The 25,917-nt window shown below is 41.0% G+C and carries 22 protein-coding genes and 1 pseudogene; 11 read left to right on the top strand and 12 right to left on the bottom strand.

Annotation, left to right across the window (positions count from 1 at the left end; genetic code table 11):
• Positions 1 to 64: 64 nt before the first annotated feature.
• The gene (locus KZ793_RS10555) at positions 65 to 1,303 is read right to left on the bottom strand and encodes a stiblene epoxidase (RefSeq protein ID WP_225815298.1); all 1,239 of its coding nucleotides are present in this window, start codon (positions 1,301 to 1,303) and stop codon (positions 65 to 67) included.
• A gap of 670 nt (positions 1,304 to 1,973) precedes the next feature.
• On the opposite strand from KZ793_RS10555, the gene KZ793_RS10550 reads away from it, so the two are divergent.
• A complete protein-coding gene (locus tag KZ793_RS10550; protein WP_225815297.1) occupies positions 1,974 to 2,957 on the top strand; it encodes a class I SAM-dependent methyltransferase in 984 nt (327 codons plus the stop codon).
• Between the two features lie 100 nt (positions 2,958 to 3,057).
• Here KZ793_RS10550 and attM read toward each other — a convergent pair whose 3' ends face one another.
• The 7 genes from attM to KZ793_RS10515 all read right to left on the bottom strand — a co-directional run bounded on the left by attM (position 3,058) and on the right by KZ793_RS10515 (position 9,763).
• Complete coding sequence (gene attM, locus KZ793_RS10545) at positions 3,058 to 3,849, bottom strand: AttM family quorum-quenching N-acyl homoserine lactonase (protein ID WP_225815296.1); 792 nt, start codon at positions 3,847 to 3,849, stop codon at positions 3,058 to 3,060.
• Between the two features lie 240 nt (positions 3,850 to 4,089).
• Positions 4,090 to 4,818, bottom strand: a complete 729-nt coding sequence (locus tag KZ793_RS10540; RefSeq protein ID WP_225815295.1) for a hypothetical protein — start codon at positions 4,816 to 4,818, stop codon at positions 4,090 to 4,092.
• A gap of 191 nt (positions 4,819 to 5,009) precedes the next feature.
• A complete protein-coding gene (locus KZ793_RS10535; RefSeq protein ID WP_225815294.1) occupies positions 5,010 to 5,981 on the bottom strand; it encodes a P1 family peptidase in 972 nt (323 codons plus the stop codon).
• Positions 5,982 to 6,133: 152 nt separating this feature from the next.
• On the bottom strand, positions 6,134 to 7,435 hold the full coding sequence (locus KZ793_RS10530) for an FAD-dependent oxidoreductase (protein ID WP_225815293.1): 1,302 nt from the start codon (positions 7,433 to 7,435) through the stop codon (positions 6,134 to 6,136).
• A gap of 2 nt (positions 7,436 to 7,437) precedes the next feature.
• Positions 7,438 to 7,692, bottom strand: a complete 255-nt coding sequence (locus KZ793_RS10525; protein ID WP_225815292.1) for a (2Fe-2S)-binding protein — start codon at positions 7,690 to 7,692, stop codon at positions 7,438 to 7,440.
• On the bottom strand, positions 7,689 to 8,816 hold the full coding sequence (locus tag KZ793_RS10520) for an NAD(P)/FAD-dependent oxidoreductase (RefSeq protein ID WP_225815291.1): 1,128 nt from the start codon (positions 8,814 to 8,816) through the stop codon (positions 7,689 to 7,691). Before KZ793_RS10520 ends, KZ793_RS10525 begins: the two co-directional genes overlap by 4 nt.
• On the bottom strand, positions 8,813 to 9,763 hold the full coding sequence (locus tag KZ793_RS10515) for a 4-hydroxyproline epimerase (RefSeq protein WP_225815290.1): 951 nt from the start codon (positions 9,761 to 9,763) through the stop codon (positions 8,813 to 8,815). The genes KZ793_RS10520 and KZ793_RS10515 overlap by 4 nt, the downstream gene beginning before the upstream one ends.
• 404 nt (positions 9,764 to 10,167) lie before the next feature.
• Between KZ793_RS10515 and KZ793_RS10510 the strand changes: the two genes are divergently transcribed.
• The 9 genes and pseudogenes from KZ793_RS10510 to KZ793_RS10470 all read left to right on the top strand — a co-directional run bounded on the left by KZ793_RS10510 (position 10,168) and on the right by KZ793_RS10470 (position 18,945).
• Positions 10,168 to 11,004 carry an AraC family transcriptional regulator gene (locus KZ793_RS10510; protein WP_225815289.1) on the top strand — a complete coding sequence of 279 codons (837 nt, stop codon included), beginning with the start codon at positions 10,168 to 10,170 and terminating at the stop codon, positions 11,002 to 11,004.
• Between the two features lie 215 nt (positions 11,005 to 11,219).
• Positions 11,220 to 12,140, top strand: a complete 921-nt coding sequence (locus KZ793_RS10505) for a dihydrodipicolinate synthase family protein (RefSeq protein WP_225815288.1) — start codon at positions 11,220 to 11,222, stop codon at positions 12,138 to 12,140.
• A gap of 41 nt (positions 12,141 to 12,181) precedes the next feature.
• Complete coding sequence (locus KZ793_RS10500; protein ID WP_225815287.1) at positions 12,182 to 13,765, top strand: aldehyde dehydrogenase (NADP(+)); 1,584 nt, start codon at positions 12,182 to 12,184, stop codon at positions 13,763 to 13,765.
• Between the two features lie 32 nt (positions 13,766 to 13,797).
• Complete coding sequence (locus KZ793_RS10495; RefSeq protein WP_225815286.1) at positions 13,798 to 15,399, top strand: APC family permease; 1,602 nt, start codon at positions 13,798 to 13,800, stop codon at positions 15,397 to 15,399.
• 319 nt (positions 15,400 to 15,718) lie between these two features.
• Positions 15,719 to 16,015, top strand: coding sequence for a hypothetical protein (locus KZ793_RS10490; protein WP_225815285.1), 297 nt, complete (start codon positions 15,719 to 15,721; stop codon positions 16,013 to 16,015).
• Entirely contained in the window at positions 16,015 to 16,419 is a 405-nt protein-coding gene (locus KZ793_RS10485; protein WP_225815284.1) for a type II toxin-antitoxin system PemK/MazF family toxin, read from the top strand. The genes KZ793_RS10490 and KZ793_RS10485 overlap by 1 nt, the downstream gene beginning before the upstream one ends.
• A 110-nt stretch (positions 16,420 to 16,529) precedes the next feature.
• A pseudogene (locus KZ793_RS10480) lies at positions 16,530 to 16,699 on the top strand (recombinase family protein); the annotation flags it as partial.
• Positions 16,700 to 16,734: 35 nt separating this feature from the next.
• On the top strand, positions 16,735 to 17,847 hold the full coding sequence (locus KZ793_RS10475; protein WP_225815283.1) for a class II histone deacetylase: 1,113 nt from the start codon (positions 16,735 to 16,737) through the stop codon (positions 17,845 to 17,847).
• A gap of 795 nt (positions 17,848 to 18,642) precedes the next feature.
• Positions 18,643 to 18,945 (top strand): hypothetical protein, encoded by a 303-nt coding sequence (locus tag KZ793_RS10470; RefSeq protein ID WP_225815282.1) that lies wholly within the window; start codon positions 18,643 to 18,645, stop codon positions 18,943 to 18,945.
• Between the two features lie 168 nt (positions 18,946 to 19,113).
• On the opposite strand, the gene KZ793_RS10465 is transcribed toward KZ793_RS10470, so the two are convergent.
• From KZ793_RS10465 to KZ793_RS10450, 4 genes are all read right to left on the bottom strand, one after another.
• Positions 19,114 to 20,313 carry a DmpA family aminopeptidase gene (locus KZ793_RS10465; RefSeq protein WP_225815281.1) on the bottom strand — a complete coding sequence of 400 codons (1,200 nt, stop codon included), beginning with the start codon at positions 20,311 to 20,313 and terminating at the stop codon, positions 19,114 to 19,116.
• Positions 20,314 to 20,600: 287 nt separating this feature from the next.
• Positions 20,601 to 21,932, bottom strand: coding sequence for an aspartate aminotransferase family protein (locus KZ793_RS10460; RefSeq protein WP_225815280.1), 1,332 nt, complete (start codon positions 21,930 to 21,932; stop codon positions 20,601 to 20,603).
• 400 nt (positions 21,933 to 22,332) lie between these two features.
• Entirely contained in the window at positions 22,333 to 23,451 is a 1,119-nt protein-coding gene (locus KZ793_RS10455; RefSeq protein ID WP_225815279.1) for a hypothetical protein, read from the bottom strand.
• Positions 23,452 to 24,117: 666 nt separating this feature from the next.
• Complete coding sequence (locus KZ793_RS10450) at positions 24,118 to 25,161, bottom strand: nucleotidyltransferase family protein (protein ID WP_225815278.1); 1,044 nt, start codon at positions 25,159 to 25,161, stop codon at positions 24,118 to 24,120.
• A 570-nt stretch (positions 25,162 to 25,731) separates the two neighbouring features.
• On the opposite strand from KZ793_RS10450, the gene KZ793_RS10445 reads away from it, so the two are divergent.
• Complete coding sequence (locus KZ793_RS10445; RefSeq protein WP_225815277.1) at positions 25,732 to 25,917, top strand: hypothetical protein; 186 nt, start codon at positions 25,732 to 25,734, stop codon at positions 25,915 to 25,917.

Here is a 25,917-nt window from a genome sequence, read left to right as displayed (position 1 = left end):
TGTAATAAGTGTATCTAGAGTAGTGGTATGGAATTTGTTCAGGTATGACAATTTACTCGGAATATTAACGTCGGTGTTGATAACCTTGGTATGTATTTTTTCTTCTTATGCTCAAATGCCGTTGTTTCAATGGTGGTATTGAAAAATGTATTACAGCGTTTTGAGCGCTGCGCAGTGAAATTCCAACAATCTCATTAGCATATGCACGCATTTGTTGCTCATAATCTGAAATTGCCTTGACTAACTCTTCGTGCCCGGACGCTACACCGGCAAGCTTCTGCGTGAGTAAAAGTGCGTCTCGCAGCGCTGTGTTTGCTCCTGAGCCTGTCATTGGAGTCATGTTGTGAATAGCATCTCCAAGTAATGTGACGGTGCTGGATTTCCAGGGTGGAAGGTGGGGCATGCTGCGTAAATGTATCGGAGATATGTTTTCCATATCACTGTATTTAATCAGAGTATGTAGGCTTGGGTCCCACGAAATCATACGCGATTGGACCAGATCGCAGAGGGCGTCAGCGGAAAAATCGGTGATATTGTCAGGAAAACTATCTGTTGCTGCTACGTAAACCCATACGATAAAATTATCGATTTCTGCTAAGGTGGCCTTTACATGGATATTAACTGGGGCACGCCACATAGAGATGAATAACCAGTCGGGGCTTTTAGGTACGATACTATTGGGTGTACCATCCAGGAAATTTTGGGGTAGCAAAGCTGTGAGAGCCGGGGTAAGACGCGCACGACCAATGACCATACTAACACCAACATCGAATCTTTCGATAAAGGGAAGGTACTGCTTACGTACTTTTGAATTGCTACCGTCTACACCGACAAGTACATCGACATTTTCGTGACTGTCATCGGCAAAGAAAATTTTAATACCACCGTTTTCAATATGTTCATAACGAACGAATGTTTTGTTCCATTGAATTATGTTTGAAAGCCCCTTGTTTAGTATTTCTTTCAGTTCAGTTCTGCTAATTGACAAACGTTGTTCGGAAATAATTTTTCCTGCCATTGGAGAAATACCGCCATGAACGGCGAGAAGACGCATACGTTCATTGTAAAATCGTGATTGTCCGCCAATATATCTTGATGCCTCCTTAAAGGTTAGCCAGTGTTCATCCGGGAGGCATTCTTGCAGTGCTTGCTTGCCGAATGTATTAATATGAATTCCATAACCGGGAAGTTCGAATGATGCAGCAGGGTTTCGTTCATAGATCGTCACTTTAATTCCATTTTTACGTAATCCATGTGCTAAACATGTACCACCAATCCCTGCCCCAATAATACCGACATGCATAATATTTCTCCTGCTATAGATATGAGAGATTCTGGCTAAATCGTAGTGATTATATCTATTCGATATTGTCTAATCACAGCCATGACTTTTTTATATCCTTCATCTTTCAAGCTGCTGCTTTGTTGGCTGCTTTCACTCACCCCAGTCACATAGTTATCTATGCTCCTGGGGATTCATTCACTTGCNNGAAATCTATTAGGTATATAGTATTTAAAATAAAAATATACTGTACATAGAAATAGAGCAAGAAAGCTTAGGGATTTATCTTGAAAAATATTTGGTAAAAAAGTTATGTGTCTGTTTATTAAATAATATTTAATTTTAGGGTTTAAATTTTCTAATTTTCATAAAATTAACACTTTATAGTGATATGATTATTAGTTTAATTTTCTGTCTGTTTTACATATTCAAAACAACATGATGGTAAATGATGTTTGTGTGAATAAATTAATATTCATCTTGTTTCTATTTTCAACTATTTAAGATATTTATTAATATGAAATCATTTCCATTCTAATTGAGTTTAAGATATTTTTTCCTAATTATGAAATATTTTATTACTCGTTGCCATGAATTTTATGAGGGTGACCTCTATACTACTATTTGTAATCTATTATTCGTGATCATGGGCTAGTAACACTGATTTGTCATGTTGTTCGGAGAAATAAATATGAGTAATCAGGACGTCAAAGCGATGTATAACCGATATCCATATCCCAGTTCTGCCATTGGGGACAATCTTATTTATGATATGGCCACGGTGGTAGGGCTTATATTTAAGCCGGATTATTTAACGGGAAAATATGTGCTTGATTTAGGGTGTGGAACGGGGCATCGTTTGGTAGGGCTGGCAAGTATGTATCCCGATACCCAATTTGTGGGTATTGATATGACGGACAAAGCATTAGAGGTGGCAGATAAGCTGATATCTTATCATCAGTTGGATAACGTCACGTTAGAAAATAATACGATTGAGAAGTTAACACGAGATAATCAATTCGATGTTGTTGTTTCTACCGGTGTTATCCATCATATGGAATGTCCACAAGAGGGTTTTTTAGCAGCTTCCCGTTCATTAAAGGAAGAGGGTATCGCGTTCATTTGGTTATACAACGCTATAGGAGAATATGAACGATTGAGGCGGCGAGAATTTTTGCAGATTTTTGTAAAACAAATTCATGCAGAAGAGTATTTTTTAAATACTGATTTAATGAATAAGCTGTGCGAAAACTTAAGTAGAAATCAATATGGCGATAGTACAGCTAATCACTTAGATGATAATGTTGATCAGGTTGCTGTTAATGTGGATGCATTTTTGAATCCTATCGTCAACGCATACAGATATGATGAAATATGCGATTTTTATTATAAAGCTGGCTTTAAGCGTGTGAGATGTTGTGGGTTAAATCGTGAAAACGGCAATAAGCTTTTTGCTGGATGTTGCGATCAATTCAATGATGAATATTTTCTTCAATCTCAAGATTTACTTTTAAATGAACAATTAAGTGAAATCTTTAATGCTCTTGATTATAACCAAAAGGTTCGTGCTATCGAGCTTTTATGGAAGCCAACCGGCATATCTTCGATTGGATTTAAATCTGAAAATGCCCAATCTTTTGTCAATGATTGGTTAAGAGAGGGAGGGGCGGAATAACGGTTATTCTCGGACAGTAAGTCAAACTTTAGTCAAATGAGTACCCGGCCAGAAACGTCCACTTTCGAGTTTCTGGCTATTTTGGATTGACGAATTAGAGTTAATCGTAATATTCCGGCGCCTTACGGAATGTTGGCCAGGCATCTGGATCGTGCCCGGTTACCACGATTGCATTTGTTCGTTTGGCTAGATGCCGTAGTTTTTGCACCGAACGTACGGTTTCAATGGTAGAGGTGAGAAACCCGGGCAATGCCCGTTCTTCCCAGTGGTCGCGGGTATAAGCGGCATCAATCGTTAACAGCAGGCTGCCACTGTTCGGCAGGGTGACCAGTAGTGATTGGTGTCCCGGCGAATGCCCTGGAGTAAATACTGTTTTTAAAGTGCCATCTCCGTAAACATCAAACATGTCATTGCGTTCCCCATCGAGAAATTCCCATTGCAGACCAGGGCGATCAAAATCCTTGCGGATGTAGCCACCAGCAGCAAACCAATCCGGGGTGTAGGCGTATTCATATTCACGTCGCTGTACGATATGTGTTGCGTTAGGGAAGCGTCCTATTGCGCCAGTGTGATCGAGATGAAGATGGGATTGCACTACATAACGGATATCTGCGGGATCGATACCCAACTTTTTCACTTGAGCTACACAACCTTCATCTTCATGCATCACCGGCCAGTAGGCTTTGGTGATAGTTCCCCAGTAGCCTTTGGGGTCAGTTGCGGTTTCAACGGCATTGCCACCGTCAATTAGCGTATGACCTTTAGGATGAGTAAGTAAAAAAAATGGAATCGGAATTTCATAATCGGCGCCGTTGCCTTGATTCATCTTGATGTAGTGAACCTTACATTTAATGGTTCCGGTTTGCAGCATATACAGGCGAATGTCTGACATAATGTTAACCTTTTGATTGGATTTGCAGGTAAGGCCGGATCGTGGATGCTAACATATGTCCCAAGTTGATTTTATCGACATCAAGTTCTACATGGGGAGGTCCGTGAGGCTAATCTTTGGGAGGATGAAAAAAAATTACCTTATGAAGGTGAAGAGTGATCAGAATAGTCCATCAGAGATCGTAATCACCCTTTTGACGTATTCGTGAAAAGGGTGATAAGACGCTATAGATTATGAATTTCATCGTGCTTCAATGTTATTTTCAAAGGATTTTAAGCTGGAATAATCGAATGTTCTAATTTCCTCGTTAAAACCGGTCACTTGTTCAGAAATAAGCTTTGTAATTGAAGAAGGCCCTTGTCCCATTGCTTTTTTCATTAAGATCCTATAGGGCAGAAGGCTTGCTCTGTCGGCAGAAGAAGGATTTTTACATCTATAAATCACTTGTTTCCCACGTTTTTCACGTTCATACCCAAAATTGAGAAGACCTAATATCTCTCTTGCTGTAACGATATGGTAGCCTTGCTCGTGATTCCATAAATTAGACGGGGCTTCTGCCGACATTAGATGAAAATCTGCATGTCTATGAATACCACCAAGTACCCAACAATCATTTATCACATCGGTCCATTTATCTATCATTAACATATTCCCCTGGGCGTTTGGGTTCCATGAATTCTCATTTTTCTTTAGGCCGAGTCCGAGAGGCTTAAATAATTTTTCCTGCCAGAGGTCGCCAACTCGACCAATTAGCATCGGCCCACTTGCTGAAAGGGCCTTCCGATAAACTAACCAGCAATACTCGGTTAGATCATTAAGATAATTCTTACGTCTTTGGTTGTTCAGGAATTGATTGGAAAGATTTTCATGAACAACATCCTTATCTTGTTCCCACAAGAATGGATTGACCTTCTTTTTGTAATCTAGCGACTCTAGATCTCGCCTTAATGTCAACATTGCATATTTCATATCTTATACTCCCAACCATTTAAAAAAATTATATTAAACAGTACTAATTTTTATAGCAGTTGTTTATGAATTAGTCCAGTTTTGTGATAATAACATCGGTTTATTGATTGAAGTATAGCTCGCTTCCATTGGCACCGGTGGCACTTGGCGCGTCACTGGCGCTTTCCAATGTAACCATAACCCCGTGTTTTTTAATCTGCTAAATCGGCATAACCTCTAACACCAAATTTTGATTTGGCTGATTTCACAGCATCTAAAACCGCAGCAGCCATGACCTCCGCCGCAAGCATACCAACAATATTCACCGATGAATCTACACCACCTGTTGTCGCTGCAAAAATAGTATCCCCGTCACTCATGGTATGAACGGGGTATATCGTCCTCGCAAGGCCATCATGAGCCATCTGGGAAACTTTTTTCATCTGACTTTTATTCATATTGGCGTTACAACAGATTATGCCAATGGTCGTATTTGTCCCCTGAGTGAAATTATTATCTTTATAATTTTTTAAAACGTAGGAAGTGAGATCGATAAGATGACCATTTTCATCACATGCACCCGCAATAGTTCTACCATTTTTAGGGTCTCTGATTTCACCAACAGCATTTACAACAACCATTGCGCCAATTGTCAGTCCCCCGGGTAATTTAACCGATGCGGTTCCAAGTCCACCCTTCATAGCTTTGTCAAAACCGGCCATCTTACCTATAGTGGCCCCGGCACCTGCACCGATATTTCCCGATGGAAAAGGGTTTACAGAAGCGTTTTGTGCTGCAAGATAGCCCATTTTAGCGTCAGGACGAACAGCAGGATCGCCAAAATTTAGATCAAAAATTATTGCGGCAGGAACGATAGGTACGACAGCGACACCGGTATCAAAACCTTTTTTTCTTTCTTCAAGATAGCGCATGACGCCAGAGGCGGAATCTAATCCAAAAGCACTACCTCCACTTAGCACCACTGCATTGACTTTCTGAACAGTGTTAATCGGATCTAAAAGCTCGGTTTCCCTTGTCCCCGGTGCAGAACCTCTGACATCAACGCCACAAACAGCTCCGTCGTCGAAAATAATTATGCTACAACCGGTTTGCTCCAGTTCATCTTCAGCATGTCCAACCTTAATACCCGCTATATCCAGGATTGTTCCATTTGTCTTATACATAAATGTCCACACCTTAATCTTTAAAGTAACTCATTACAGGTTTTAATGATTTTCGAAGTGAATCATAGCAAAGGTGACCAAACAAACTGTGATTTTTAGCAGAAACTCAGTTTGATAAATAAAAGGGGATATTTATCTATCAGTCAGAAAAGTTAATTTTTCCCATTTTTGAAAGGGGGGATCTCCGCTGCCAGCGTTTCGAGACTAACAGGAGATAGTGGAATGCGAGGGGATGGTATTGCCCAATGTTTGATATCGTGGAGAATGGCAGAACAGATTTTTCCCTGACAAGCGCCCATACCGCACCGTGTCGCCATTTTTGCACTATTCCAATCCTGAAATGGTTCAAGCTCGTTTAAACGTACGTCTTCACAACGGCAGATCAACGTATCGGGTGGAAGAGCCCGTGCGATCTCTTCATTCAATTTAAACGTCTGTGCTACCGCTGTTGCAAAATGCTGCCATTTTACTCGTTTTTGCCGCCATTTTTCTGCTAAGGCGCATTTACCACTTGCTGCAAACCCGGCAATAAATCCTTCACAAAGCGCAAGCTCACTGCCACCAATACCTGTGCATTCTCCCGCTGCATATACACCGGGTATAGTAGTCTGTTGCCACGCATCTACCTGAATATTTCCTTGTTCATCCAGTAAGCAACCAAGCAACTGTGCCAATTCCGTATTGGGCCTTAAACCAAAACCGCAAGCTAAACGCGTACAGGATAATTTCTGCTTCTGCCCTTTATTGCTGATATACACGCCAGTCAACTTGCCTTCTATCGAGGTTTCCACTCCCAACACCATACTGTTTTTGTAATAATTTTTGAGCGGCATGAGAGTGATAGCTTGATGCAACTTGTCTGGCCAGCGGAATAGCTGCAAGCCAAACGAAAATAAGCGGTATAAAGGCGCTTGTTCAATGATACCAACCACGTTCCCTCCCGCTTTTTTTACCGTCTCTGCAACCGCGAGCAAAAGGGGACCGCTACCGGCGATAACAACACGCTCACCGGTCATGGGAAGACCATTTTTTATCAGTGCTTGTAATCCTCCTGCCCCTGTGACACCCGGTAATGTCCATCTAGGAAAGGGAAGTAATTTTTCTTTGGCTCCAGTACAAAGAATGATGCGTTGGTAGTGAATCATTCGGTGCTTACCTACCGTTTCAACAATCACACATTGGCTGTCTACTGCAATCACTTTACAACCCGGTAAATAGACCAAGGCGTCTTCTGATAGTACCGCTAAATAACGTTTTGCCATCGGTGGCAATGTATAAGGCAATGTATGAAATGGCCCTTGACGCCAAATTTGTCCGCCTGCTCTGGGATTGTCATCAATCAGGATAACGGATTGTTGCCCTTGTACAGCAGCCTGTGCGGTAGCCAATCCCGCCGGTCCTGCGCCAACAACTAGCACATCACAGCGCAATACTGTAGAAGATGATGTTGCCATGTTCAGATCCTCTCGACTTTCATACCCATTTCACAAACTGTCTGGCATGCTACACGGCGGCGGCCATTGATCATCAAACGGCATTCCTGGCAGATCCCCATACCACAAAAAGGCACTCTCAATTGATGTGATACAGACATACGGCAATGCTCATCACCGGTATAAGCTAGCGCCGCCGCAACAGTAATCCCCGTAGGAACTGTGATCTGTTCGTCATCAATAAACAGAGCAATAAAGGGTGGTTTTTTGCGTATCATGGCAACCTCTGACGGGCCATAGCAGTGAAACGTGCAGGTTGGTAAGGCAATGGATCAATCTCCGTTTTTCTATTCAGCATCAATGCGGAGATGATTTTGGCGCTGCCCGGTGCGGTCGTCACACCTAATCCTTCATGGCCTACGGCCAGCCATAGCCATTCATAAGCAGGATGTTGCCCCAATAGCGGTAAACCATCGGGAGTCGCGGCACGAAAGCCAGACCAGCAACGTAAAATATTCATCTGACTAAGCTGAGGTAAAAAATAAAGTGTGCGCTGGAGCATAGAACGGAGTAGGGCGAAATCGATAGTGTGTTTTTCATTATGGAATTGGCGTGAAGATCCAATTAAGAGCTGACCTGTAGGGCGGGCCTGAACGTTAAAAGCGATTGATGTGCCATCTGAGGCATGTGTACTAGCGCTATATCCTAATTCCACCAATTGATGTGTGATGCAGGTAGGGTAACGATCGGTAATCGCCAATTGTCCTTTTTTAGGGACAATCGGTAATTCAGGTAACAGATGTGTGCTCCACAACCCATTTGCTAGCAATATTCTCGGTGCACAATATTTCTTTCCATCATGTAGTACAACGGTCTGAGGCTCTAAGGCATGCACTTGGCCTTTAATAAACCGAATCTTTTTATTACAGCTAGCAAGAAACCAGTGTACGACATTCGGTGCATAGACAATCCCATCTCCAGGAACACACAAACCACCGGCAATCCCACTCCTCACCATAGGTTCCATCTGGTGAATCTGTGTTGCTGTCATCGGAGTATTCCCAATACCATAGGAGGTAAGACGTGCGCTTTTTTCCTCAGCCAGTTCCATTTCATCCTCGGCATCCGCCAGCCAAAGCGTACCACATCTCCGCCATGCACAATTTTCTGGCATATGTGGGGTGAATGTTCGCCATATATCTAATGAGTAACTACTCAATGCCAATTCAGCAGGATTATCGTCCATACACACGAGATGCCCCATTCCTGCTTGTGTCGCCCCTTTACCACCATCATCAATCACCGCAACTCTCAAACCATCCTGTACCAACTGATAAGCACACGCGGCTCCAACGATGCCAGCGCCAACGATAATGACATCCGATATTTGGGGAGGAGTCATACATTTATCCCCCAGACAAAAGGATCGCTCTTGGCAATGATTAATTTATTATCACTGTAAACATGCGCTGTTCCCCGGATCACGGGGGCAATTTTCTGACCAACCCACTGATATTGGGCTTCAAAAACACGACCAATAATGCTGGATTGGCGCCAAATCTCACCCGGCTGCAATTTTCCATCCGCCGCCAAACAGGCTAACTTAGCACTTGTTCCCGTGCCACACGGTGAACGGTCATAGGCTTTTCCCGGACATAACACAAAATTGCGACTATCAGCATCGTTATCAGGAGCGAACAATTCAATATGGTCGATACACTCACCATTTTCGCCAGTGATCCCCGCTTGTGCCAGTGCTTGCCTAACTGCCCAACTGTATTGTGTGAGTTCATCAATATGGCAAGGGGTTAGCAACAGGTCATGCTGACCGATCAGAAAAAACCAATTTCCGCCCCAGGCAATATCTCCATTAACATCACCCACACCAGGCACGTTCACGGTGACATTTTGCTGATAACGATAAGAGGGGACATTATAAACAGACACTGTTCCATCCTTATGGAGTACCGCCTCTACAATCCCAACAGGCGTCTCAATTTTATATTTGCTGGGGGTTAACCAGCCTAGATGAGAGAGCGAGGCAATAAGGCCCATAGTGCCGTGGCCGCACATGCCTAAATACCCCACGTTATTAAAGAAGATCACTCCCATATCGGCGTCAGGTACAGTAGGCGGACATAAAAGTGCACCTACCAACACATCATTCCCTTTGGGTTCAAGAATGAGAGCTTTGCGCCAGTGATCAAATTCGGCTTCAAAGCGTTGACGCTGTTTGGCAATGGTTCCTTTGCCAAGAGATGGAAATCCCTCGATTACTGTGCGGGTGGGTTCTCCACCTGTGTGTGAATCAATGACACGAACAATCTGATAATCATGCTTATCTGCCATAAAGCCACCCAATTAACGTATTTTTAATAAATGGTGGCAGAGTATTTCGTTTGCTGCTTGATGAATTTCATACCGCAATATGCTGAAATCAGCACAATGAAAAAATTACTGAATTATCATAGAGGCACTCCAATAAAATAAAGATAATAAAGAGAAAAATTATAAATAAACCTGATGATGATTTCTGTTTTTACCAGAAAAATAATTTATAAATTAATCTATAAAATCAAACAGATAAATAAGAGTGGTCGGAATAACTTTCTGTGACAATTATCACATGAACACAAAATAGCTATTTTGTATATTGCTAATATGTCGAATCTGATATTTATCTTTTTAATCAAAGTAAATAACTAAGCACGAGTCAAAAATCCTATTTTAATGGTAATAGACTGGAGATATCGATGATGAATATATACCAGAACAATGAAAAAAATGGCATTGGCACAAATGGTCATGATGCTTGTAATGTTGAGTTTTTATCGGCACTGTGTAGTGGATTAGTTAATCACAAACCCAATAACCTGCAAGATATTCTCAATGCGGTTGCCTTAATTACACCATTGCTAAATGCGATTCCCAGTGTGGTTTTCTTTATCAAAGATATCAAAGCACGTTATCTAATTGCGAACCTTACGCTAGCCACACGCTGCGGATTTAAGTCGGTCTCTTCGCTACTTGGTAAAACCTCTTCCGAAATCTTTCCTGCTCAGATGGGCAGTTGTTATATCGAACAGGATTTACGTGTATTACATCAAGGGGCAATTATCCAAAACCAACTGGAACTCCATTTTTATCATGGACGTAAAGCAGGTTGGTGTATGACATATAAATTGCCATTGTATAATCAACATAATCAAATTATTGGTATGGCAGGAATTTCTCATGATCTGACGGAAGTTAAGGAAAATCACCCTGTGTACCAGAAGTTGGCTATCGTTGATGATTATATTCGTGAAAATTTTAATCGAACCATTCGTCTCGAAGAGCTAACTCATTTAACACGTCTCTCGGTTGCTCAATTGGAACGTTACTGTAAACGCATCTTTCACCTGACTCCTCGGCAGATGATCCACAAAATCAGAATTGAAAAAGCGTCTGAATTGCTGGCCACGGAATTACCTATCACAGATATCGCCTTGCAATGTGGTTATACGGATCACAGCGCATTTACTCGGCAATTTAAGGCATCAACTGGACTCACTCCCAGTGATTTTCGTCAGTCAATCTGGCTGGAGTAATTTGCCGTTTTACTCATACTTCCGTTCAGCTTTAAGTTTGCCATTCCTATTATGCTAATTTCGTCATTGTTCACTGCGAAAAGTGACAAGCTTCTCTGTCGCGAAATAGCCATCATTCAAGCAAAACCAATGAGTCACACTTTATTAACAAAATAAAAACAATTCGCATTTTAAATATCAAGTAAATAAATCAATGACAATCAAAGGATGAGGCTATGAGCAAAAAAAAGGTTAGCTGGCATGGTGTTTTTCCAGCAGTGACAACACAATTTAACTCCGATTTTTCCATTAATTTTGACGCCACACAGAAGGTAATGACGAACCTGATTAAAGATGGGGTCTCCGGTTTAGTCGTCAATGGTTCTGTGGGGGAAAACACGTCTCTGTCTATGAAGGAGAAGCGTGCTATCGTTGAACTCGCAGTAGATGTTGCTGGTGGGAAAGTTCCTGTTCTTTCGGGTATCGCAGAATTGACAACCGATAATGCGTGTAAAATGGTCTCTGAATGCCGTCAGGCAAGTGCTAATGGGGTGATGATCATGCCACCTCTGATTTATACGCCAACACCGAAAGAAAATAGGGCGTATTTCCGTACAATTGCTACCTCCACCGATTTACCCGTCATGCTATATAACAATCCTCTGCTGTATAAAAATGATATTACGCCGAAAATCCTGACGTCTCTGGCCGATTGCGAAAATATCGTTGCATTTAAAGATTCATCAGGCAATACCCGTCCTTTTAGTGATATTCCCAACGAAACAGGCGATCGCTTCATTCTTTTTGCTGGTTTGGATGACGTCGTTTTAGAGTCAGTTGCAGTGGGTGCGGAAGGTTGGATTTCAGGTATGTCGAATGCTTTTCCACGGGAAGGGGAGACTTTATTCCGTCTGGCTAAACAGAAACGTTATGAAGAAGCTCGGGAATTATATCGCTGGTTTATGCCTCTGTTGCATTTGGATTTCCGTCCTGATTTGGTGCAATGCATCAAGTTGTGTGAAGAAATGGTTGGCCGTGGTAGTGCTATTACTCGTCCACCGCGTTTACCACTCGAAGGGGAAACATTGGCGGAAGTCTGCGCTGTTGTAGAAAAAGCTCTCGCTCATCGTCCTTCACTGCCTGATGTCGGTCTCTGAATTGGGCTGTAACCGTTTCTGATACCCTGGGAGGAATCGCTATGTTGGTAACACATTCAGGTATGCAGTTTATTGGCGGTCGCAGGCAAGCAGAGGGAGAACGCTGTTTGCATAGTCGACGAGCGGTGGATAATTCACCAATAGGTTGTGCGTTTTATCAGGCTACACGACATGAGGTCGATCTTGCCGCCCAAGCAGCAGCCGATGCATTTACACGTTATAGCCAAACATCGCTGGAAGAACGTGCCGTTTTTTTAGATAAAGTGGCCGATGAAATTGATGCTCTTGGTAATGACTTCATTGCCCTTGTATCAGAAGAAACGGCTTTGCCTCTAGCCCGGCTTCAAGGTGAACGGTCGAGAACGAGCGGGCAAATGAGGCTGTTTGCTATGCTGTTACGCCGTGGTGATATTCATGCTGCCCGCATTGATACTGCGCAACCTGAGAGAAAACCGCTCCCTAGAGTTGATATTCGCCAGTGCCATATTCCTCTAGGCCCTATTGCGGTTTTCGGTGCCAGTAATTTCCCTTTGGCTTTTTCAACTGCTGGTGGTGACACGGCGTCAGCGTTAGCAGCGGGCTGCTCCGTTGTTTTCAAAGCACATAGCGGCCATATGGCTACCGCCGAAATTATCGCAGAAGCCATTGAACGCGCTATTATCGCCACACAAATGCCCGTAGGTGTATTCAATATGATTTATGGCAATAGCGTGGGGGCAGATCTAGTCAAACACCCAATTATTCAAGCCGTTGGTTTTACCGGTTCACTCGCTGGTGGACGCGCACTGTTCGATATGGCGATGCAGCGACCACAACCTATTCCGGTTTTCGCTGAAATGTCGAGTATCAATCCGGTCATTGTGCTGCCAAACGCCTTAGCACAGCGGGGAAAACAGATTGCCCAAGAATTGGCAAATTCATTCACATTAGGTGGCGGTCAGTTTTGTACTAAGCCAGGAATAATCTTGGGTATTCGTTCGCCAGAATTTAATCAATTTATTACTCAATTGGCGCAGGAAATCACTCTTCGTCCGGCACAGGCAATGCTAAACCCAGGCACATTACTCAGCTACCAAAAAGGTATTCATCAACTGGATGATGAACCCTTAATGACCCGGTTAGCCATTGGCGAACATCATGAAAATCAGGCAAGTGCAATGCTGTATCGTGCAGATATTGCTTTGTTGTTGAGTAAAAGTGCCCTGTTACAAGAGGAAGTTTTTGGCCCTGTTGCTATTGTGGTTGAAGCCGAAAACCAGTATCAACTTTTACGCGCAATTGACTGTTTGCAGGGGCAGCTTACCGCTACCTTGATTGGTGAGCACGGTGAATTAGCGAATGCGCATGAGCTTAGTCGACGATTACAAAACATAGCGGGCAGGGTGGTTGTTAATGGCTACCCAACAGGCGTTGAAGTATGTGATGCCGTGGTTCATGGTGGGCCTTATCCGGCAACTTCAGATGCGAGAGGGACTTCCGTTGGCACACTGGCCATCTGGCGTTTTCTGCGCCCGGTATGTTTCCAAAACTATCCCGAATTCTTACTTCCACCCGCACTTCAAGACCATAACCCGTTAAATATTTCTCGATTAATTAATGGGGTGATGAGTAGGGAAGTATTGTAAATCAAATAAGAAACAGAAAAGGGCGAATAATTATGGCGCTATACGAAGCCTCTTCACGGCCAAAATCCGATTCAGGGCAGGGTAAATTTAAGAAACAGTTAACACTCACGGATTTAACCTTCATCGGATTAGGGGCTATTTTTGGTTCTGGCTGGTTATTTGCGGCCAGCCATGTGTCTGTTATTGCCGGGCCAGCAGGGATTTTTTCCTGGGTGATTGGCGGTATCGCTGTGCTTTTACTCGGCATTATTTATTGCGAACTGGGTGCGGCACTGCCGAAATCAGGGGGCATTATCCGTTACCCGGTGTTTTCTCATGGTGAGCTCATGGGATATTTAATGGGTTCCATCACCTTAATTGCGTTTTCCAGCCTAATAGCCATCGAAGTCGTCGCAGCTCGACAATATGCGGCGGCGTGGTTCCCATTTCTCAGTCAGCCGGGTTCTGGTGATCCGACTCTGACAGGCTGGCTGGTTCAATTTATCTTATTAGCATTTTTCTTTTACCTTAACTACAACAGCGTGAAAACCTTTGCGAAATCCAATAATATTATTAGTGTTTTCAAGTTTATCGTTCCGCTGCTCGTCATTATTATCCTGTTTAATTATTTCAATCCGAATAATCTGCAAGTTCACGGATTTTCTCCTTTTGGGGTATCGGGTATTCAAGCGGCGGTTTCAACGGGGGGTATTATCTTTGCTTATCTTGGCCTAACGCCCATTATTTCCGTTGCTGGTGAAGTGGAAAAACCTCAAAAAACAATTCCTATTGCCCTCATTCTGTCTATTTCACTGTCTACGATCATTTATGTTTTATTACAGTTAGCTTTTCTTGGCGGGATACCTTCTGATCTACTCTTTGGTGGCTGGAACAACATTGGGCAATATTTTTCACTGCCGTTTCGTGATATAGCCTTAATTCTCGGTGCGGGGTGGCTCGCTTTTTTGGTGGTATGTGATGCGGTAATCTCTCCAAGTGGTACCGGGAATATTTATATGAATGCCACTCCCCGTGTAGTCTATGGTTGGGCAAAAAGTGGGACGTTATTTAATGTGTTTACCCATATCGATGAAAAATCGGGGATACCACGTCCTGCACTCTGGTTGACATTTATTCTTTCTGTTTTTTGGACATTACCTTTTCCTTCATGGGAAAAACTCATCAGTGTTGTTTCTGCGGCGTTAATTTTGAGCTATGCATTAGCGCCAGTAACCGCTTCTGCCTTACGTCGTAATGCCAAGGAGATAAAACGTCCTTTTTATGTTAAATGGCTTGCGATCATTAGCCCACTTTCTTTTATTATTTCCGCCTTCATTGTTTACTGGTCCGGTTGGAAAACCGTTTCTTGGCTGCTTGGATTACAGATTGTCTTGTTTTTTATCTATTTGTTATTTAAAAATAAAGTCCCGATAGGTAAAGTGAGCCTGCGCCAACAGATAACCTCTGCTTTGTGGTTGATTGGTTTCTACAGTGCCATGATCATTCTGTCCTATTTAGGCACATTTGGCGGTAAAGGCATTATTCCTGCGCCTTGGGATATCGTTGCAGTGGCAGTGATGTCTTTAATTGCCTTCTATTGGGGAACCTTTAGTGCTTTACCCAATGCTATTTTACCAACGGAGGATGAGGATTAGTGCTAATTGCATTTGATTCTGGTTCGTCTGGAGAAACGGTTAACGTGAATCATCATTGATGATAGTAGTCCGTTGACGGCTAGGGCCAGTAATAACGATTCCGGCCAGATTCTCCCTACAAGTGCATTGGTTCGCCTAATGTATATTATGTTAAATAATTTTGATAAACATGAAAGCAAAAACGAAAACATATCCGTTAACCCCTGCTGCCATGGACTTTTAGTTAATCTTCGGTATATAGTATGTATATACTTGATTGCATGAAAAACCCGATAGTATATGCTTTATATATACTCAACTTCCTGTATAGGAGTCTACCATGACAGCAATGACCAAAGGCCGGGAAACCAAAAAATTTCTTTTCAAACTCCGCGAACGTGATAGTGAGTTTGGGGTAAGTGAATCAACCTTCAACCGTTTAATGAGTGAGCTTTCACTCAATCAAACCGAGTTGGTTCATAAAGCGCTAAGAGATCTTGCAAAAAAAACGATACCGGCATACGAGCCGGATGACGGCCCTCTGACCGATCAACAGATTGCTGCCATTCGAAAAGCATCACCAGTCGGCCATCTTACCCTGAGCGAATTTGGTTCTCCGCTGTTGGGGGATGAATAATGCAATTCCGCTTTAAACCCCTGCCGGTAGCCGGGGATATCGTGTGGTGCCGATTTCCTTACGAGATTGGCACACCCGGCCTGAAACCCCGCCCGGCATTAGTATTAAAAGTCTTTCACGATGAACATGCGGTACTTGTCGTCTATGGAACCACTAAGAAAACTGATCGTGTTTATCCGGGGGAATTTTTGATTGGGCCTGAAATTGATGGATGGGAAATTTCAGGGTTATTAATGGAAACTAAGTTTAATCTGGGGGCCAATGTCGCAATTCCATTTGACTCTGACTGGTTTTCGGTGGCCCCTTTGATTTTCAAAAATACCCCCCTACCTAAACTTGGTTCGATACCTCCGCTGGCCATTCCATTGTTGCAACGAGCGTATAAAAAACTACAATCTAAATAAACATGAATGAGAGCTGGTGACACAAAACACTATTTGGAGAAACAATGTTTAGATAAAAAATTATCAAAATAACCTACTCCATCCGCCATATCCCTTTTTTACCTACCTTCGAAAAACGTGATGTGATTCTAGTCAAAAAACTCGACAGAGTTTTGGCTGTGATACTGCCGATATGGTTCAATTGATAAAATAATTTGATGAACAAGGCGTTGCCGTAAAATTTCTGGATGACGGTGTCAGTACAGAAAGCGAAATGGGAAAAATGGTCGCCACTATTTTGATTATGTTAATTAATTTAATGTAAAGGAAAGGATGATGAGACGAAAAACGGGTTTTTTCTTTGATGAACATTGTTTTTGGCATAGTACTGGCGTGCATGTAACGACGCTGCCGGTCGGTGGTTGGGTTCAGCCCCCTTCTGGAGCTGCACATGCTGAATCGCCGGAAACAAAAAGGCGGTTGAAAAATTTGATGGATGTATCAGGCTTGAGCCACTCTTTGCACCTTTCTTCGGCATCGCCTATTGATGAGAAAACACTACGTAAAATTCATCCGGAAGAGTACCTGAAACGGTTTAAGCAACTCAGTGATAATGGTGGAGGAATGCTTGGTATAGAAGCTCCTCTGGGACCGGGAAGCTATGAAATTGCTAAGCTCTCAGCCGGCCTTGCTTGTGCTGCGGTAGAAGCCGTGCTTAGCGGTGAGCTTGATAATGCTTACAGCCTTTCTCGACCGCCAGGTCATCATTGTTTGCCTGATAAGTCCATGGGATTTTGTTTTCTAGCAAATATCCCATTGGCAATTGAACAGGCAAAAGCGCGTTTTGATTTAAAACGAGTTGCGGTCATTGATTGGGATGTTCATCACGGTAATGGTACTCAGCATATTTATTGGGATCGTTCTGATGTTTTGACCATCTCGATACATCAGGATGGCTGTTTCCCTCCAGGATACAGTGGTGAAGATGATATCGGCGAAGGTGAAGGGACAGGTTATAACTTGAATATCCCATTATTTGCTGGAGCTGGACATAATAGCTATATCTATGCAATGACACAGATAGTACTTCCTGCGCTTGAACGTTTTAAACCGGAACTGATTATTGTTGCCTGTGGCTATGATGCGAATGCGGTGGATCCTTTGGCAAGGATGCAGCTCCATAGTGAAAGTTTTCGGGAGATGACCCAGCTAGTGCAACAGGCAGCAGAGAGTTTATGCGCCGGAAAACTAGTCGTTGTTCATGAAGGCGGGTATGCGGAGTCTTATGTACCATTCTGTGGATTGGCGGTACTTGAACAGATGAGCGGCATTCGTACTGAAGTTAAAGATCCAATGTTAGATTCTATACGTTTGCAGCAACCAAGAGCTGAGTTTGAATTATTTCAGCAACAGCAGATTGATAAACTTAAAGAAAAATTCGGTCTTTGAGCTTTGTTGCGTAGGTTTGCTCCACGTAACTTGGGAGCAAACCTATAAGGCTAATAAGGGGCGTTCCCGAAAAGTCTCACCTTCGGCTCAATGAAATATTGTTACCCCCCTCTCCTGCTTCCATGAATGAATACACTGGTATTTTTTCGAGGCTCATGTTTTTATTGGGTAGTCACATAATTACGATGAGAGTACTTATTCAGAAATATTATACTTAATAGATATAGCATCTGAGGGCAATAATTATAGAAAGAATTTTTTCACTATGATTATTTTGAAGAAATAATGAGGGAAAATGTTTTCTTTTAATCAAATTAAGATCATCCAGAGTCAGGATAGTTGACATTATTACCAGAAAATCCATCCAGTGTGAGTGAGCAAAATATAAGCGCATTTCTTGTTCTCTCAATTGTCAGTGCCGACTTCCCCTTATTTAAGACAGCCCTAGGTTGCTACATTTATAGATTTCAATCCCTATAAATATGTGAGATAAATCATAAATTCCAGAAAGGTTAAATATACTGATATTCAAGATAGTTTCATGGGAAATTATAGAACAACAAATTATCATTATATATTAGATTCGCCATTTTTAATTTCTGGTACTATTATGATAAATGGAAATTAGGTTCCCAACCTAATCCAATCTAGGATGAAAAATATAAGCAGTTTTTGAATTTTAAAATTGTAACATCATCGATGTGATGATTTAGGTTTTGTATGCGTTATCACATATGGTTTTGTAAGTAATATGTTTAAATATGTAAATTCTGAAACTATTTAAGGAGAATTTTTATGTTCAAGAAATTATTAACAGTTGGGGTATTAGCTGCGAGTATTGCATTAACTGGAGGAATTGGAACAGCATTAGCAGCGAGTTGTCCGGGACAGGACGTAAGCGTAGCAGGGGCAGATAGCTTGGGCTTGAAGTATGCTAGAATTGTTGTTAATCCTTATGACAATTTTGCTAATGTATTTACTCGGTATGAGTCTGGCGTTGGTAAAACGATTACATGGTATTTTAAAGGGCGTTATGGATCTTGTGATTATAATGGAAGTACCGCTTACGCCGCTTATTATGAAGGCAGAGAAGTTTAAAGTTTTACCAAAAAGCCTCTAATAAGAGGCTTTTCAGAGCATGGATTGAGGTTCAATCGCTTAATTCGATTGCATAGCAATTCAAAATAGCTTTCTGATGAACAGACAATTTTCAATGCTTGTAAAATAAGCACTTCATCGGAACCAGTTTCTTTTCAAATCTAAGCGTCAGATTGGGTCTGAGCTATACATTTCAGGTGATACTAAGACATTATGTTTTTTTAATATCTCTTTAACTCTATCTTTAGGGATGGAATACGAAGTATTGCCATTTCTCCCAACCATTTTTTTGGCGGCGATCATAGCATTAATTATTGCTTCTTCTGTTGCATTTATTGTTGCTTCATACAAAGGATCTAGTTTGTCATTTGGCAGTATTTTTATTGCTCTTACAGCCTTTCTAGAGAATGCATCATTATTTGCGGTCGAAAATGCAATAAATATTTCACCGCTCGTATTCCTGGCTACCCCACCTACTTTTGCAAGCCCAAGAGATACTCTTTTCGCTATTTTTTCTAATTGGTGAGGAGCTAATGGCGCATCTGTGGCTACCACTGCTATTATAGAACCGGCATCCTTTATTTTTTTCTTGTTACCATGATATATCGGATAGAGATCCTTTATTTCTTTACCAACTGGAATCCCAGAAATAATCAAGTCATCCCTATCACCAAAGTTGCCTTGAACAAGAACGCCAACAGTGTATCCTCCATCTTTTTTATCTAGAATTCTTGATGAAGTACCTGTGCCTCCCTTAAACTTAAAAAGGTTCATTCCAGTTCCGCCCCCGACATTACCCTCTTCTATCGTTCCTGATTTAGCGCTATTCAACGCATGATATACATGTTCTTTTTTTACATGCATACCGTTTATATCATTTAATATTCCATCCCATGTTTCTGCAACCACGGGTAATAACCAAAATAAATCATCTTTTAGTGGTGATGTTAAATTATTATCAATCATCCAGCTAATTGTTGAATCTCTAACAACGCCAACACTATGAGTGTTGGTTATTAATATCGGCGTTTCTAAGAAACCACTTTCTTTGACCCATTGATTACCTGTCATATCTCCATTTCCGTTTAAAGAGAATGTACTGGAAAATACCGGGCTAAATTTCTTTCCTCTTGGCAATATAGCTGTTACGCCGGTTCTTATTGGGCCTTTTCCAACCTCTAGCTTTCCATCGCCTTCTATTATGGTTGAATAGCCAACTTCTACACCACTAACATCTGTAATCGCATTATATTTCCCCGTTACTCCAGAGAAAGGAATGCCTAAATCCCTTGCTCTAATCTCATTGGCTAAAGAATTAGAAGCTATCACTGTCGATAGAGATAAAATTATAATATTTAATGTTTTCATAACTACTCCTTGTTATACAAAATTAACTCGAAGGTTTAAAATTCAGAACATGAAAATCCAATATGAAAGGGATTCGTTTTTGGCCAATCGGTATACCCTTTTGCACCATTACCGTAATTATATTATTTAGGTTTACAATTTATTGTGATATTCCGCTGATATTTAGCAGGGAGTAAGTTCATGATTGGACGCTTCACGCAGTTGAGTTTCTTATCTTGGATAAGCACCAATACCACGATCATAGTGACGCTCACCTATCAAGTGAGCGTCAAATTCATTCCCCTTCCTTAGTCAATGTAATGTAGTACTTCACTAACGGCGTCAAAAAGACGATCCAAATCGGCTCGTTCAGCATTGAACATCGGCCCAAATTGCAGCGTATCGCCGCCAAAGCGTACGTAAAAACCCGCGTTCCAAAGCATCATGCTGGCATCAAAAGGACGTATAGCGGCATCACCGTCACGGGCAGCCAACTCAATTGCCCCCACCAAGCCACAGTTGCGGACGTCAGTCACATTTGGACAGTTTCCGAGAGAATGAAGAGCGGTTTCGAAATGGGGAGCAAGCTCAGCAGAACGCTGGATAAGATGGTCTTTATCCAGCAGGTCCAAGGTTGCCAACCCGGCAGCACAAGCAACGGGGTGTGCCGAATAGGTATAACCATGACTAAACTCCACGGAATGTTCCGGTAGTGGCTGAGACATAAAGGCTTCATAAATTTCACTGCTTGCCACTACGCCTCCCAGAGGAATGGCGCCATTGGTAATTTGTTTGGCAAAGTTAAGAATATCTGGCGTCACACCAAAATATTCAGCACCGGTCCAGCGTCCCATGCGACCAAAGCCGGTAATAACCTCGTCAAAAATCAACAAAATATTATGTTGATCGCAAATTTCACGCAGACGCTGTAGATACCCTTTGGGCGGAATAATCGCACCGGCGGAACCGGACACAGGCTCGACAATAACTGCCGCGATATTGGAGGCATCATGCAGTTCGATCAACTTGAGCATCTCGTTGGCCAATTCCACGCCGCCAGTTTCCGCCATACCTGGCGTAAATGCCATATCGGCCTGTAGCGTATGGGATAAGTGATCTACATCCATCAACTGTCCGAACATTTTGCGATTGCTACCAATTCCCCCCAAACTAGTACCTGCAATGTTGACGCCATGATAACCAAGTGCACGGCCAATCAGTTTGGTTTTCGTGGGCTGGCCTTTTACACGCCAGTAGGCTTGTGCCATTTTGACTGAGGTGTCTAAAGTCTCAGAACCTGAACTGGTGAAAAAGACGTGATTGAGATCACCTGGTGTTAAATTGGCAATTTTTTCTGCTAGTTGAAACGACAAGGGATGACCGAACTGAAAGCCTGGTGAGTAGTCGAGGGTGCTCAATTGAGCAGCAACAGCTTGCTGAATTTCTGTCCGGGTATGCCCTGCTCCACAGGTCCAAAGACCGGACAGACTGTCGTAAATCCGGCGCCCTTTATCGTCTTTTAGCCATTGCCCTTCGGCAGCAACGATGAGGCGTGGATCGCGTTGGAAACTACGGTTGGCAGTGAATGGCATCCAGTGAGATTTTAGGTTTAACGATTCAGAAAAATAGGTTTCGGACATAGTTAAGTTCCTCTCATAAAAGTAAAATTTGAGTTTAGTTCAATTGCTCTGTTTTCGCCAACAATAACTGTTTCTTATAGATTATAAATATACCTAATAGATTTCGAGTTGCAGCGCGGCGGCAAGTGAACGAATCCCCAGGAGCATAGATAACTATGTGACTGGGGTGAGTGAAAGTAGCCAACAAAGCAGCAGCTTGAAAGATGAAGGGTATAGGTTATTTAAGTTTATTCTGTAAAAACGTTGGGCATATTTAACTACGTGTTTTAATCTTTTATTTTTATCCGAAAATTCAACTTATTTTCTGCTGTCAAAGTAGAAAAATAGAATGGATTGTAATATAGGGCGAAAAATCCGCCCTATAAATTATAATAAGATGAAAAAATTCATTTTATCATGTTTAGATCGTAATCTTATAACTCTGGATGTGATGTTCTTCCTCTTCATAGTCCAACGCTTTCTTGGTTATATCTAACAGATGTTCATTATTTTTATTACTTCTTAATATGCCCCTTCCTCCCTCTTTTAAGGCATAAATGAACTCAAGACCAGAGTCAACAATCTTTATCTCTTTCAATTCAAAATTCTTTTGATACAAGTAACTCACTATTTTTTGCTGTAAGATCGGCACTAACATCTTGTAAGTAAATCCGGCTACAAGGGTAATAGCTGCACTTATATACCAAAGGGTAGGATCTTCAACATTAGATACTCTTTTTTCCTGCTTAGAGTCATTCTCACTATAATTTTTTTGGACCAGTTCAATTAAAGCAGCATGAGATGCAGTTAAATCAATATGGGCAGAAATTAAATTTTCCACTAATGAATTATCATGGAGTGACGGTGAGGGCTTGCCAGATTTAACTTCCCACTTTCCTTGAGTCGTATAAATAACGGTACACTCCTTTCTTTTATCAAAATCTTCTTCAGTGATCAGTGCGGAATCACTAGATACGTCACTCATTTTGATAAGCTGGTTCTCAACGTATTCTCCAGTTTTAATATAAAATCTTATCTTAGGCTGAATATGGTATGTGTCGTTAGGTGATGGGAGCCAGGAGTAGCCAATAAAACCCTCTCCTGATTCAATACCAAATGTAAGACAGCTATACCACCGATTAATTTCTTGTTCTGTCAGGTCAAAACCGTTTATTTTAATTCCAACTTGGTTAGGTTCAGTTTTCTCACTCAACTTACTTAAAGATGGGTTTATATGTTCGTTGCTAGAATCAAATTCTACCTTCCATATGTTACCTAATTCTATATCTTTAAGAGAATGAGTAGATATTTTTGAGCTAATACCTACTACTTTGTTGTGTGAACTCGCCTTCAATTTAAATTCAAGAGGAATAATAAAGGAGTTTTCGTCTCCCTTTATGTGCTTAGATAATGTCATATAAGTTGATGAGTTAGCAAACACCTTATCACTTACTTCTGATTGTGGTTCACTAAGAAAACACCAAAACTTTTTCTTTTTATCTTGCTGGTTGATGATATAAATCTTGTATTCTGTTGACATAATTTCACCTATAAGTCCATAAATGAATATTAGGGTTATGTGATTAGCTTATAAATAACATGTTCAGGTTATTTATGTTTGCCGTGATAATAATATAAATCTGTCGCAGCAATTAATTATATTGCAAAGATAGAAGCGGTTTCTATAAATCAAAGCTGCTATAAAAAAGAGTAGTACAGGGAATTTAAAAAACCAATTTTACTTAAATAATATAAATTAATCATGTCGTTATTTATTTTATTATAAGCTAACAAGTTTTGTTATTAAAAGATATGGGACTGGCATTTGGTCTGGGAGGTTAAATTGTCAACAATATGATTATATTTAAGATTGTTTATAAGATACATGCGTATGGTTATTATCGGTGTTGTAATAGTGAATACTTGGTTATATTTTATATATAAAAAATAGCTTCTCCATATTCCATATTATTTTGTAGGATGTTTTGTTGAAAAGCATCATCTGTTTCGGGCCAATTTGATAAAAAACGCTTAACCGAGTGATACCGCAGGGTATTCCAGGCAGTATTCGGGTAGCATGATTTCCATGTAGTCCAGGAGAAATGGTTTTCCTGGACTGATTTATTCACCAAAGCCGGAGATGAGGTTTTATTTGCGATACTGATCTCACACCTGCATAAGTATCTTTGGGTACCTTTTTTAAAACTCAGAGCTGACCAATAAAAGGTTCAAGGATTTTAACCGACTCAGTTTCGCTTACATGAGCTGATGTTGCCATTATAAGTGCTTTATTAAATTCAACTAATTTCAGGCAGGTATTCATACGTTGTGATGAATCTAATCTACTTAAGAGGTTTCGATCTTGCTGATATACAGGCAAGTCAATCTTTGCATTTGAAGCACCTTCACATTTACTATTCTTAAAATACTTAATAATACTATAGCTAGTTACATCACGAAGAGTATCTGTGGATTTATTGTAATTATATGTAGTGCCCTTGTCCTTACTGAAATCGTACATCATGGTAACTAAGGCAATTGAGGGTATTTTCACATCCTGATCGGAAAAAATTTTCTCCCGCCATACTTTTAATATTTTTCCTGAGCGATTAATTATCTCTCTTTTGGGTGTTTTTTTACTGAAAACACTATCAAGTTCAGAGTATAGGCTCAGACGTTCTGAACGATACCATTCTGATGTGGCAGCATCTTGTCCATAGTTCAATTCAGAACACCTTTTATAGATAGAACATAAAGGTGTTGATTTGTTCAGAACATTGAAAAATGCAATATCGATATCTTCTGTACGGTTACTTAAATTTACTACGGGAGTCTTGATAGTATAATTATATTTACTACCAAAAACTTCTTTGAATGCATTGACAGCATCAGCCTTTAGTTTAACCGGGCTAAGTCTGTCCATAGAGTCGCCATTGTTGTATTTATAAACAAATGCAATGTCAAGATCCGATGAACTAGCCAGAGCCATTCCATAAGCTAAACTTCCCTGAACCTCCATACCAACCTTTGAAAAAGTACCATATTTGTCCCAATATTTTGGAGAGTACAACTTGTCAACAGATGTGCTATACAGCTCGTTCCCAAGTTTATATAGTTGCTCTTCTGTACTTTTTGGTAATGAAATTTTATTTTCAAAATTAATCATTCTCGTTTCCTGAATTGCTCCCATAGAAAGCGAGGAGAAAAAAAATAATGTGACCGGAAATAAAGGAAAAAATTTATTATCCATATATATTCCTTAAGTTTAGTTAGTAACTAGATAGTTTTGAATGGTAGTGGATTTGTTCCTATGTTTTATTGAGTATTCCAATGTTCCAACAGTAATTAATTCAATAGTGATTAATTCAATCCATTCATTATAATTTTGAAACGCCCATCACATATAAACAGAGTTTTTAGAGTCTTGCTGTATATACCCTTCATCTTTCAAGCTGCTGCTTTGTTGGCTGCTTTCACTCACCCCAGTCACATCGTTATCTATGCTCCTAGGGATTCGTTCACTTGCCGCCGCGCTGCAACTCGAAATCTATTAGGTATAGATATATTTATAGAGTGTTGGTTTCGAATTAACAAATCTGTTCTATGGTATTAGCATTTTTTCCTCATACATCGTTAATATATCCATCAAGAAAGGGCGTTTTCATTATCAAATAACGTGGATTTATTATCATTTAATCTTGGTTTGATGTCCGGATAGAATTATTTAATGTGGGTTCAAAATCATTATTGGTGACTTATTAATGCATTTGGGAATAGCTGGTCTATATCAAGCCAAATGGACTGACCGGATTCAGGAGGAATGGAAACGATGCACCCTGATGAATTTATTTCTGACCTGTTTGATCTTAATCACGCAAAAGCGTTAGCCGCAGTTCAAACACAACGAATAGCCTTAAAGAACCCGCCGGAGTTTTTGGAAATGTTGCTGAAACTGGGTTTACCTATGACAGTTAAGGCACTGAAAGGATATAAATTCATAATATGA

The sequence above is a fragment of the Photorhabdus antumapuensis genome, assembly GCF_020387775.1.
GTDB classification, from domain to species: Bacteria; Pseudomonadota; Gammaproteobacteria; order Enterobacterales; family Enterobacteriaceae; genus Photorhabdus; species Photorhabdus antumapuensis.
The sequence above is the reverse complement of the archived record's forward strand: the minus strand, read 5'-3'. Positions and strand labels throughout refer to the sequence as shown.